Annotated in this window: 12 protein-coding genes; all 12 read right to left on the reverse strand. The window is 39.9% G+C overall.

The window, feature by feature from the left end:
* Positions 1–23 precede the first annotated feature (23 nt).
* Entirely contained in the window at positions 24–1,280 is a 1,257-nt protein-coding gene (locus A3G9_RS0107775; protein WP_002820201.1) for an MFS transporter, read from the reverse strand.
* 240 nt (positions 1,281–1,520) lie between these two features.
* A complete protein-coding gene (locus A3G9_RS0107780; RefSeq protein ID WP_002820200.1) occupies positions 1,521–2,459 on the reverse strand; it encodes a dihydroorotate oxidase in 939 nt (312 codons plus the stop codon).
* Position 2,460: 1 nt separating this feature from the next.
* A complete protein-coding gene (gene pyrE, locus A3G9_RS0107785; RefSeq protein WP_002820199.1) occupies positions 2,461–3,096 on the reverse strand; it encodes an orotate phosphoribosyltransferase in 636 nt (211 codons plus the stop codon).
* The gene (gene pyrF, locus A3G9_RS0107790; RefSeq protein ID WP_002820197.1) at positions 3,096–3,782 is read right to left on the reverse strand and encodes an orotidine-5'-phosphate decarboxylase; all 687 of its coding nucleotides are present in this window, start codon (positions 3,780–3,782) and stop codon (positions 3,096–3,098) included. The genes pyrE and pyrF overlap by 1 nt, the downstream gene beginning before the upstream one ends.
* Positions 3,779–6,973, reverse strand: coding sequence for a carbamoyl-phosphate synthase large subunit (carB, locus tag A3G9_RS0107795; protein ID WP_002820195.1), 3,195 nt, complete (start codon positions 6,971–6,973; stop codon positions 3,779–3,781). Before carB ends, pyrF begins: the two co-directional genes overlap by 4 nt.
* Entirely contained in the window at positions 6,957–8,048 is a 1,092-nt protein-coding gene (locus A3G9_RS0107800) for a carbamoyl phosphate synthase small subunit (protein WP_002820193.1), read from the reverse strand. The genes carB and A3G9_RS0107800 overlap by 17 nt, the downstream gene beginning before the upstream one ends.
* Positions 8,048–9,340 carry a dihydroorotase gene (locus A3G9_RS0107805; RefSeq protein ID WP_002821207.1) on the reverse strand — a complete coding sequence of 431 codons (1,293 nt, stop codon included), beginning with the start codon at positions 9,338–9,340 and terminating at the stop codon, positions 8,048–8,050. The genes A3G9_RS0107800 and A3G9_RS0107805 overlap by 1 nt, the downstream gene beginning before the upstream one ends.
* Positions 9,337–10,263: an aspartate carbamoyltransferase catalytic subunit gene (locus tag A3G9_RS0107810; RefSeq protein WP_002820190.1), complete on the reverse strand. Its 927-nt coding sequence runs from the start codon at positions 10,261–10,263 to the stop codon at positions 9,337–9,339. The genes A3G9_RS0107805 and A3G9_RS0107810 overlap by 4 nt, the downstream gene beginning before the upstream one ends.
* A 132-nt stretch (positions 10,264–10,395) precedes the next feature.
* Complete coding sequence (locus A3G9_RS0107815) at positions 10,396–10,629, reverse strand: DUF4044 domain-containing protein (RefSeq protein ID WP_002816893.1); 234 nt, start codon at positions 10,627–10,629, stop codon at positions 10,396–10,398.
* Between the two features lie 148 nt (positions 10,630–10,777).
* A complete protein-coding gene (locus A3G9_RS01000000109610) occupies positions 10,778–11,557 on the reverse strand; it encodes a LacI family DNA-binding transcriptional regulator (RefSeq protein WP_018025288.1) in 780 nt (259 codons plus the stop codon).
* Entirely contained in the window at positions 11,494–11,811 is a 318-nt protein-coding gene (locus A3G9_RS1000000109745) for a LacI family DNA-binding transcriptional regulator (RefSeq protein ID WP_004164842.1), read from the reverse strand. Before A3G9_RS1000000109745 ends, A3G9_RS01000000109610 begins: the two co-directional genes overlap by 64 nt.
* Before the next feature lie 112 nt (positions 11,812–11,923).
* The gene (locus A3G9_RS0107825; RefSeq protein WP_002816894.1) at positions 11,924–12,754 is read right to left on the reverse strand and encodes a carbohydrate ABC transporter permease; all 831 of its coding nucleotides are present in this window, start codon (positions 12,752–12,754) and stop codon (positions 11,924–11,926) included.
* Positions 12,755–12,764 lie beyond the last annotated feature (10 nt).

Raw genomic sequence — 12,764 nt, forward strand, 5'->3', positions numbered from 1 at the left:
GAAAAAGGCCTAAACTTTTAAATTTAAATCTCCTTGATAGAAGCTAAATCAAGACCCTTGGTTTCTGGAATAAGGAACAACATGGCCAAAGCAGCAACAATATAGATTGCCGAAATCATGCCAAGAGCCGCTGAAAGAGAATTATGCAAAGCGACGATGCCAATAAACAAGGGGCCAAAGCCACCGACAAAACGACCAAAATTAAAGATCAAATTCTCCGCTGTAGAACGAATTTCGGTTGGATAGTGTTCGGAAAGCAGAGCACCATAGCCACCCATCATTCCGTTAACGAAAAATCCAAGAACTGAACCTAAAGCGACCAGAAGAACAGGATTTGAAATCCGAAAATAAATCCAAGCAATAACGGCTGCCGAAATTTGAAAAGTAATAAAAGCCGGTTTTCGACCAAATTTATCCGCCGCCCAAGCAAACACAATAATCCCGACTACCATGCCGCTAATTGTCGAAAGCGTCCAGAACATTGTTCCACTGATTGCGATATGGCGTTGGCTAGCCAACATTGTCGGCATCCAACTCATAATCGCAAAATAACCAAGATTTTGAACGGAAGTTAAGATCACCAAACCAATTGTGGTTAGGGTGATCTTTTTATTAATAAATAATTGTTTGATCGCAAAATTATTTTTTACGGTCTTGCGGTTTTCAACCCACATCGCTGGTTCTTCCAAGTTCCTGCGTGTCCACCAAGCTAAAGCAGCCGGCAAAATTCCAATCGCAAACACACCTCGCCAACCAAAATTGGTTGAAACATACCCAGCCAAAAGAGTTGCTAATAAAGTTCCCGCCTGATATCCAAGTGCAACCCAGGAAGTTGCTTTTGTACGAAGTTTTGTTGGCCAGCTTTCAGAAACAAGTGTCATTCCAATTCCGAATTCTCCACCCAAACCAAGACCGGCCATAAAACGCATCGCGATAAAAACGCCATCCGATGGAGAAAGAGCCGAGAGGCCAGTGAATAAAGAGAAAATCAAAATTGTCCAGGTGAAAACTTTTACCCTTCCAAAATGATCAGCTAGAATTCCAAAAACAGTTCCACCTATAACCACACCAAACATTGTAATTGTCGAAATTCCTCCGGCCTGAGCAGTCGTTAAATGAAAATCAGCCATGATCAAAGGAAGGACGAAGGAAAGCAGCATCATATCCAGCCCATCCATCGCATAACCAATAATCGATGACCAAAGTGTTTGTTTTTGATAACTCGCAACGCCGCTTGGCTGCAACACATTACCTTTTGTTTTTACCAATGAATTTTCCAATTTTCCCTCCAAAAAAAGCCAAAAAAATACCTCAATTAGAAATAATTGAGGTATTTGATGGGCAGTAACAATTTATTAAACTGTGAATCAGAAAAGTAAAAAAGAAATAAGAAAGGCTGATAATTTTTTTGAAAAAATCCAGTTGTTTTTTGAAAAAACGCAAACTTTCTTCTCCTTCTAACTTATTAAAAAATCACACTGATCAATATGATAGCAGGATATTTGGTCCTTGTCGAGAATTTATGCAATTAATTTCAGTTTACCCCTGACTTGTCTTAAATCAGTAATTCCTTTATCAGCAAAAATTTCTTCAAGTTCCTTTTCCAATCGAGCGAATACCGTCGGTCCTTCGATTCCTAATTGAGAACCAACCGAAACCAGGTCGGCTCCGCATAAAAGATGATCATAAACGTCTCTACCATTAGTTACTCCACCGGTAGCGATAATTTTAATCTGTGGATGGAGGCGTTGGCGCAAAGCCCTAACATTTGCCAAAGCAGTAGCTTTGATTTGTTTCCCACCTAATCCGCCAAAACCATCTTTGGGTTTAATCATAACCGTATCTGTTTCTGGATCAATTACAAGTCCATTACCAACCGAATTAATCGCATTAACGTAAGCCAAGGGATAATCATTCAAGATAGCGGCAATTTGATCAAAATGTGCAATATCGAAATAGGGTGGAAGTTTAACGCCAAGCGGCTTTGAATAAAAAGCAAAAACGTTGTCTAAAATTTCTCTTGTAGCAGCAAAATCATAAGCAATTTGCGGCTTTCCGGAAACGTTGGGACAAGACAAATTTAATTCGGTCAGGCCGGAAAAATCGCTGGCTTGTAATTTTTTTAAATTATCGATGATTTCTTTTTGACAAAGACCGACAATCGAGAAAAGCGTCGGCAATTTCAAACTGTGTTTTAAAACATAATTCAAATAATAATCAATTCCAAGATTAGGCAAACCCATCGAATTTATTGTGTTGTGTTCGACAGAATTTTCAAAATAGCGGGGCTCAGAATTACCCGACCTCTCTTTTGCAGTTGCAGATTTGGTAATGACTGCCCCAGCACAGGGAGCATTTTGAATTTGTTCCAGCTCTTCAAATGTTTGGCAGTATACACCAGCTGCGTTAATAAATAAATGATGAAAAACCTGATTAGCAATTTTTGTCGTATAGTCCATCTTAACTCCTCCAGCTATTTTGATCTTTTTGCCATTCGCGCAAAGTTTCAATTTCAGTTTCTTTCAATTCGCCACGATCGATTGCTGCTTCGATTAGTTGGGAGTAAGTCGTTAATGATTTAAAACTTAAACCGGCTGCGCTAAAATTTTTCTCAGCTGCTGACAATTCATAAGAAAAAATCGATACAATTCCAAGCACATTTGCGCCGGCTTCCTGAACAGTCCGAGCCGCTGCCAATACAGAACCTCCGGTCGAGATCAAATCATCGATTAAAACAAGTTTTTTGTTATCGACCTGTGCTCCTTCTATTTGATGTTTGGAACCATGATCTTTGGCTTTTGAACGAACATAAATCATCGGTTTATTCATTCGATCAGAGACAAAAGCAGCATGAGGAATTCCAGCTGTCGCGACTCCACCAATGATTTCAACATCGGGATAATTGCTAATAATCAATTCTGACAGACCATCAGCGATATTTTTGCGAATAGTGGGATAAGCAATCGTCATTCGATTATCGGTATAAATCGGACTGATAATTCCGGAAGCCCAGGTGAAGGGGTCCTTCGGCGAAAATTTAACTGCCGATATATCAAGCAAATCGTTGGCAACTTTTTTTGAGTAGTTTATTTCCATTATTCAAATTCCTCCAAAATTTTTCGATAGACAGACAAGGGGTCTGCTGCCTGAGTTATTGATCGCCCGACAACCAATCCACTTGCTCCGAACTCTTTAGCTTTCTTAGGCGTCGTAATTCTAATTTGATCGCCATTTTGATCATTGAACAAGCGGATTCCCGGTGTAATTTTCAGAAAATCATCCGGCGTTATTTGCTTGATTATATTTGCTTCCAGAGGCGAAGAAATCGTTCCGTCAACCCCCGCCAATAAAGCCAATTGCGTCAAATGTTTGACGGATTGTTCAATTGTTGCACTGGTTAATTGAGTACCACGCATTTCGTTTGCACTTATAGAAGTCAATTGAGTGACAGCTAATAATTTTATTTTCCCCTCAGCGGCATCGACAGCTGCTTCCATCATTTTTAATCCGCCAAGACTATGGATCGTTAAGTACTGAACATCCAAAGCCAGCAAAGACCTAACCGCTGCGGCCACTGTATGAGGAATATCGTATAGTTTTAAATCAAGGAAAACTTTGTAGCCTTTTTGCCTTAACTGTTGAATAATTTTCGGTCCTTCGGCATAAAAAAGTTCCATGCCGACTTTAACAGCTGGTTTTTCATGACTAGGAAATTTGTTCAGAAAATCGAAAGCAGTTTTTAAATTAGGAAAATCCAAAGCGATAAAAACGGGTTTGTTCATGATTTATCTCCTTTATTAATTGCCGAAACATTGAAGGATCTGCTTTCAAGAACCTGCAAAAAGGCTGCTACCGTATCCAGTGAAGTAAAGAGGGGGACGCCGTTTTCAATCGCGGCTGCTCTGATAGCCCGGCCATCAGATTCCAGCGGTTCGTCTGTTTTCAATCGATTAATAACAATTTGTAATTTGCCCTGGCGCATGGCCGTGACCGGATTCAATTGATCTTCGGATATTTTACCCAGTTGTCTAACCGGCAAATGGTTTTCATGAAGAAAACTGCTTGTCCCAGCGGTCGCCCAAAGAACATAACCTAATTCATCAAAACGTTTTGCTAGAGCAAGCGCTTCTTTTTTATCCCGATCGGCAATTGTGAAAAGGACATTGCCGTGTTCGTGAACTTTAAAGCCGGCTGCCACAAAAGCTTTATAAAGAGCCTTGGCCAGATTTCGATCGACTCCCATAACTTCACCGGTCGATTTCATTTCCGGACCCAAAGAAGAATCGACTTTAGGCAATTTATTAAAAGAAAAGACCAGGGCTTTCACATAGACAAGTTTTTTGGGTGCCATCAAACCGCTTTTAAAACCCAGATCGGCTAATTTTTCACCAAGCATAACCCGAGTTGCTAATTGGGCCAAAGGTAGATCGGTTGCTTTGGAAATAAAAGGAAGAGTCCTGGAGGCTCGAGGATTGACTTCAATTACATAGGCCTGTTGTTCGTGAATCACAAATTGAACATTCATTAAACCAATTGTGTGAAGTTCTTTGGCTAATTTAAAAGCCGCATCCAACATCTGTTCTTGCACATTCTGGTCCAAATACTGAGACGGATAAACCGACATCGAATCTCCGGAATGGACACCGGCCCGTTCGATGTGCTCCATAATACCGGGAACAATAATCGTTTGTCCATCGCTTAATAGATCGATTTCAGCTTCCCGAACGGTTAAATAGGAATCAATTAAAACCGGATGTTTTAAAGAAACTTTCACAGCTCTTTTCATATAGTCGGATAGATCTTGGCGATTTGTCACAATTTCCATTGCCCGACCGCCCAGAACATAAGAAGGACGAATCAAAAGTGGATAGCCGACCTCTTCTGCTACAGATAAGGCTTGAGTGACCGTCGTCGCTGTTTTCCCGAAAGGTTGGGATAGATCGAGTTTTTTAATTACCTGATTGAAGTCTTCTCGATCCTCAGATCGATTAATATCTTTTAGACTGGTTCCCAAAAGCTTGACACCGTTATTTTCCAAACGCCCAGCCAAATTAATCGCTGTTTGCCCGCCGAACTGAACCACGACACCAATTGGTTTTTCCAAATCAATAACATTTAAAACATCTTCCAAAGTTAATGGTTCGAAATAGAGTTTATCGGAAACGGAAAAATCGGTTGAAACAGTTTCTGGGTTGGAATTAATTACAATTGCTTTATAACCGGCTTTTTGAATTGCCTTAACACAATGAACGGTGGCGTAATCGAATTCAACTCCTTGACCGATTCTGATCGGTCCGGAACCAACTACCAAAACACTTGGGCGTTTTTCTTTCAACGATTCGTTTTCCAACTCGTAGGTTGAATAATAATAGGGAGTTTTTGAAGAAAATTCACCGGCAACCGTATCGACCATTTTATAAACAGGAAATAAATCTTCCTTTTTTCTTAAATGACGCAGTTCTTTTTCTTCAAGCTGCCAATAACGGGCGATCGTCACATCGGGAAAACCGTTTTCTTTAGCGATTTTAAGGATTTTGAAATCAAGAACATGCATTTTTAATTCTTTTTCGATTTCAATTAGATGCAGAATCTTGTCCAAAAAGAATTCATCAATTTGACTTTTCTCGTGAATTTGCCCAATCGTGATGCCCCTTCTCAATAAATCAGCGACCATAAAGAGCCGTTCGTCGGTTGCGGGCATTAAGCGATTGAGCAAATCTTGATTTCTTAAATCGCTATAAGTTAAGTCATCGAGAGCGAAAGTGCCAATCTCTAAAGAACGGATAGCTTTCATCAAGGCAGTTTCAAAATTTCTGCCGATCGCCATTACTTCGCCAGTCGCCTTCATCTGTGTACCGAGTTCTCGGTCAGCCTCGGTAAACTTGTCAAAAGGCCAACGAGGAATTTTTACGGCCACATAATCCAAAGCCGGTTCAAATTCGGCCTTTGTTGTTCCGGTAACAGGATTAACAATCTCGTCCAGAGTCAAACCAATGGCGATCTTGGCAGCCATTTTCGCGATCGGATAGCCGGTCGCCTTGCTGGCCAGAGCTGAAGAGCGCGAAACACGTGGATTAACTTCAATAATGTAATAACGAAGACTATCAGGGTCCAAAGCAAGTTGAATATTGACGCCACCTTCAATTTTTAAAGCACGAATAATTTTTAAAGCAGCATCTCTAAGCATTTGATATTCCCGATCAGAAAGAGTCTGAACTGGAGAGACAACAATCGAATCGACGGTATGAATACCAACTGGATCGAAGTTTTCCATTGAAGCAACGATCAGAGCGTTATCATTGCCATCACGCATAACTTCAAATTCTATTTCTTTATAGCCAGCAATTGATTTTTCAATTAAAACTTGGGTAACCGGTGATAACTCCAAACCGTTTTTGGCAACTTCTGTTAATTGTTCGCTATTTTCAACAATTTCGCCACCGGTGCCGCCCAAAGTATATGCCGGACGAACGATTATCGGGTAACCAATTTGATCGGCAAAATGCACAGCTTGTTCAAGCGTTCTGGCAATCCTTGATTCGGGAACCGGTTCTTTTAAGGCTTCCATTAATTGTTTAAATTTTTCCCGGTCTTCGGCTGCTTCAATCGCCTTTAGTTTGGTTCCCAACAACTCGATTTTCAGTTCTTCTAAGATTCCGTCCTCGGCCAATTCTTTGGCAAGGTTCAAAGCCGTCTGACCGCCAATCGTTGCCAACAGTGCATCTGGACGCTCTTTACGAAGAATTCGTTTAATAAAAGGCAGCGTTAACGGTTCGATATAAACCTGATCGGCAATTTCTGTATCGGTCATAATTGTTGCCGGATTAGAATTAACGAGAACCACCGAATAGCCTTCTTCTCTTAAAGACAAACTGGCTTGGGTTCCTGAATAATCGAACTCGGCCGCTTGTCCAATAATGATTGGCCCGGAACCGATTACGAGTATTTTTTTAATATCAGCTCTTTTTGGCATTTTGTCTCCCTTTGTTTTCGTTAATCAACTGAATAAAATCGTCATAAAGATAGTCTGTATCGTGGGGTCCAGGAGCAGCATCCGGATGAAACTGAACCGAAAAGGCCGGATATTTAGTTGACTTCAATCCTTCAATAGTTTGATCGTTGACCTCTCTGTAAGTGACCAGTAGATCGGTGTTCGCTAGGGATTTTTCATCAAAGGCATAACCATGATTTTGGGCCGTAAAATCCAAACGTTTGGAATCAATCGATCTAACCGCATGATTAAAACCACGATGACCGAATTTCATCTTATAAGTTGAAGCTCCATTGGCCAGAGCAAAAAGCTGGTGGCCTAAGCAAATTCCAAACAGTGGTTTTGCTTCCTGCAATCTTTTAATCAATGGAAGAGCATAAGCTACCGAATCGGGATTCCCTGGTCCGTTGGATAGCAAGACTCCATCCGGATTGGCATTTAAAACAATTTTTGCCGAGGTGTCCGGTGGAAAAACAATTACATTGCAATGCCGTTTTGCCAAAGAAAACAAAATGGAATTCTTCAGACCAAAATCAATCACGGCGATCGTTGGTCCATTGGAAGGGTCCTGGTAGGCGGTCCGACTGGCAACCTCTTTAACTTGTTGGTCTGAAAAACGACTGGCTTGTAATTCCTTTAAACTACTATCGTTTACCTGATCAATAATACAAGCCTTCATAACACCGAACTCTCTGATCTCTTTGGTCAAAGCTCGTGTATCGATCCCACTGATAATCGGCATCCCAACATTTTCAGCCCACTGGCCTAAAGACATATCCATACGCCAGTTGCTTGGCCGCCTGGCTAGTTCATGAACTACGATCGCCGAGGCCGTTGGATTAAGACTTTCAAAATCATCACGATTAATTCCATAATTACCAATTAGTGGATAAGTAAAGACAATTATCTGACCATGATAGGAAGGATCGGTAATCGTCTCCTGATAACCAGTCATCCCTGTATTAAAAACCAATTCCCCTTTGGCTTTTTTAAGAGAACCAAATCCCTGACCGGAATATATCGAACCATTCTCCAAAAGAAGGTAGCGTTTGACCATTATTTTTCATCTCCTTTTGCATAAACTTGTTGCCCATTAACCCAGGTTCTTTCTGTTTGTCCATAAACCTTCCAGCCGATAAAAGGACTGTTGCTGGCCTTTGAAGCAAACTCATTGGCCTTGATTTCATGAAGATGACGAATATCAAACAAAGCCAGATCAGCAACTTGTCCAATGGCTATTTCCCTGGCAACATCTTTTAAAGCGAAAATGTCCGCCGGCCGTTGATTCATAGCCTTTAACAATTGGCGCAAACTCATAATTCCCGGTTTGACCAGATGGGTATATAAAAGTTGAAAACTAGTTTCAATTCCGGTAACTCCATTTGGAGCTGTTAAAATACTCTGTGCTTTCTCTTCTTTGGTATGCGGAGCATGATCAGTTGCAACGATATCGATCGTGCCATCCAATAAACCAGCCAATAAAGCCGCCCGATCATCAGGAGAACGAAGCGGCGGATTCATCTTCATCAAGGAATTGTCATTTGTAATCATACTGTCGTCCAGCAATAAATGGTGTGGCGATACTTCGGCAGTGACATCAATCCGGTGTTCCTTAGCAATTCTGATCAATTCGACACTCTCGGCAGCTGATACATGAGCCATATGGTATTGTGCCCCGGTTGCTTTGGCAATCATTAAATCACGTGCCAGTTGAGAAGTTTCGCTTAATTTCTTCGCGCCCGGAAAACCTAAATTCTTGGAGGCTAATCCGGCATTGACCACTCCGCCGTGTATTAAAGAATTATCTTCAACGTGTGCCACAAGAACTTTGCCTGCTGCTTTAGCAGCCAACATTGCTTGGTACATAGTATCGGCGGTCTGGACACCTTTGCCATCGTTGGTAAAAGCAATTGCTCCAAGGGCTGACAATGCAGGAATGTTGTCGATTTTATTAGCTGTTAGACCAGTTGAAATCGCTGCATATTGTTTAATTTTGATGATTCCGTCTTGTTGGTTAAGAGCTTGAACCTGTTTAAAAACCTCAACATTATCAATGACCGGATTTAAGTTAGGCATTGCAAAGACCGTCGTAAAACCACCACGAGCTGCTACTTTGGATCCGCTGGCAATTGTTTCTTTTTCCGGAAAACCCGGTTCCCTGAAGTGAACATGAACATCGATTAATCCTGGCAGCAACAAAGCACCTTTTGCATCGACGATAAAGTCCGCTTTATTGGAAAGCCCATCGCCAATTGCAGAAATTTTTCCTTTCTCAATAAAAAGATCGCGTTTAAGAAAGCTATTTTCACCAACCAAAATTTGGGCGTTCTTAATTAAAGTCGAATTCATTTACCGACCCCGCTTATTAAAGATGGAATGGTTAGCGAATTCAAAATTGCCATTCGAGCATAAACGCCATTTTTCATTTGTTGGAAAATACGAGATTTATCAGACTCGACCAAATCACTATCAATTTCAACATCCCGGTTAACCGGTGCTGGATGCATAATAATCGCATTACTCTTTAGCTTTCGATAACGATCTTGTGTTAAACCATAGTCTTCATGATATTTATCAATTGTAAAATCTTGATTTTCTTCGTCTGTCAGACGTTCATGCTGAACTCTTAACAACATAATTACGTCCTGTTTTCCAAGATCTTTGTCGATATCAACAAAGGACCCAAATTGTTCCAATGATTGATCCTGCCATTCTTTGGGACCGGAGAAAGTCACTTCGACACCTAAACGATTTAATATTTCTGCATTTGATCGAGCGACACGCGAATGGTATATATCGCCAATAATACGAACTCTCAATCCAACAAAATTCTCAAAGTGTTCGACGATCGTCATCAAGTCCAATAGGCTTTGTGAGGGATGCTGGCCATTGCCATCCCCAGCATTCACCAACTTAGGAACTTCTTTGCCGGCCATTTCGTAAAAAGGCTGGTACCAGTCACGAAGGCTGTGTCTAATAACGATTGTATCGATGCCGATTGCTTTAAGTGTTTTCAGAGTATCTTCAAGACTTTCACCTTTTGTTGCCGAGGACTTGTTGGGATCGATCACAATTCGCTGATAACCCAATTTCATTTCTGCCATTTGAAAACTGGTCGCCGTTCTGGTTGAATTCTCAAAAAAGAGATTGGCAACAACCTGCCGATTTATCACGGGTATAAATTGACCGCTTTTAAATAATAAAGCTTGGTGAATCATTGATAACAACTCCTGATTCGATAAGTCGTTAATGTTCACAAAAACATTTGCCATTTTATTCTCCTTTTTTCGTGCATAAAAAAACAACTCCTAAATCAACGAAGACTTAGAAGTTGTTTTCCGAAACGAATTGATATTAATTGTTTGTTTGCAATGCGCTAGCATCATTAAGAATTATACACAAAATTAGAAGACGGTCAACAATCCGATTGCGATTCCAAAAACAGTAATAGTCGCCATTAAAATCGCCATTGTAATTGTTATATAATCAAAACGACTTTTCTTTTTTGACTTTGCGCTTGTGTCGGCAACCCGTCGACGAGCAGTAATAGAACGCTGTGCGAGAATTTCTTCAGGAGTTGGTTTGTTTTGCGCTCTGCGTATTTGTTTGCGAATTTCTTGTTTACGTGTTTGTGCCATTCTTCTATTCTAAAAGAAAATTAGGAACTTGCAAACATTTTAAGATTTATTTATTCCTCGCAAGACAAATAGTAAAGACACAATAGCAAAAATAAGACACGTCATACATGGGGAAGGCTAAAAGAAACACAAAAAAACTTGAGAAATATTAATTAATTGTTTTAAATCTATTAATAACCGAATTCCTAATCACCAATTCATAATCGGATTTGATATTCCAAGAATTCTCATGGTTACAATCGATAATATCGTCCAATAATTTAGCCGCTCGGTAGGCAACTCCGCGCATGTTCTGTTCGACTGTCGAAAGGCTTGGAGACAAGAATTCAGAAACAGCAATATTGTCAAAAGCAAAAATTGATAAATCTCTAGGCAAAATACGGCCTAACTCTTTGGCCGCTTTAATTACCCCAAGCGCCATCAAATCACTGGCAGAAAAAATTGCCGTGATTTCAGGATGCGATGACAGAAGTTGTTTGGCTTTTTCATAAGCTAATGATTCGCTAAAATCAGCAAACTCAATAAAATCTTCCTTAACAGCAATATCATGTTCTATCAAAGCATCTTGGTAACCAAGCTGACGCTGCAAAGAAACACTGGCATATTTTGAACCGTTAATCATTCCAATTTGTTGGTGTCCGTTATCAATTAAAAAATCAGTAATTTCCATCCCAGCCGCACGATTATCAATTCCAATCGAACCAATTTTTGGATTTTTATTTTCCAAATCAATCAAAACGGTTGGAAAATCAGTCGACTGAATTTCTTCATAGTAAGGATCGGTTATTTTCAATCCCTGGACAATTGCTCCTGTGATATTGTGTTCCTGACAAAATTGTTTGAAACTTTTTTCTTTCTGTTCTTTTAAAGTCGTAGCATAAAAAACATACTGAGCAGCAATTTCATCACAAAAATCAAAAACTCCCAATGATACCTCGGCAGGTAAAGAAACTTTTTTGAAATATCAATTTCATTCAAAATTAAAGCAATTGTTTTTTGTTTTTTATAAACCAAAGATCTGGCAGCGATATTAGGAGAATAACCCAGTCTTTCAACGACTTGGTTAACTTTTCTTTTTGTTTTTTCACTAATATCAGGATAATTGTTAAGAACGTGAGAAACAGTCGCCACGGAAACATCGGCTGCCTTTGCCACGTTTTTAATCGTGATTTTTTTATTCATCGGTATTTAACAGCTTACTATAACTTGTGCTTCTATACACAAATACCCCTTTTTCCAAAAATATTCAACATTATTAAAAATACTTTAATCCGTTAAAACCAAAAGCAGCAATTCATTTTTCTCCGTCCATCCTAATGCCTTGCAGGAAATAACCGTTGAAAATAATATAAAGAACAATAATCGGCAGTATCGAAATAATGCTAGCTGCCATTGAATGGTCCCAACGAATGCCGGATTGTTGGCTAACGAAAGTTTGTAGACCGAGCGTTAAAGTGTATTTTGACGGCGTTGAAATATAAAGCATTGGCGCCATAAAATTATTCCAAAAACCCATAAAAGTAAAAACTGCCTGAGTGGCAATCGAAGGGCGAGCTAAAGGCATCACGATCCTAAAAAAAGTAGCAAAACGCCCAAGGCCATCAACTTCGGCTGCTTCTTCGATGTCTTTCGGAAAACTAAGGAAAAATTGACGCATCATAAAAATGTTGCCGATATTAATAGCAGCTGGAAGAATTAAAGAAGTCAATGTATCAAGTAATCCCATTTTTGATAAAATCAGAAAATTAGGAATCAATAAGATTTGCGCGGGAACCATCATGAAAGCCAAAAAAGCGTAATAAATTCGCTGGCGTCCGGGAAAATCCAACCTGGCTAAGGCATATCCCGCCATCGTATTTAAAAAAATATTGATTACGGTCCCAATAGTAGAAACAATCACCGAATTAACAAACCAACGTGTGAACAAAGACGAAGCACCGAAAATATATTCATAACTAGCCAAAGTAGCATGTTTTGGAATAATATTCGGATTGCCGGAAACAATCTCTTTTAGCGGTTTAAAAGAGGCGGCCAGCGCCCAAAGAAAAGGATAAAAAGTAATAATCGCGTATAAGATTAAAACAATATATAAAATCACTTTTAAAATTTTAGATTTTTCTCTCATGCTAACCGCC

The organism is Oenococcus oeni DSM 20252 = AWRIB129 (assembly GCF_000372485.1).
Taxonomy (GTDB): domain Bacteria; phylum Bacillota; class Bacilli; order Lactobacillales; family Lactobacillaceae; genus Oenococcus; species Oenococcus oeni.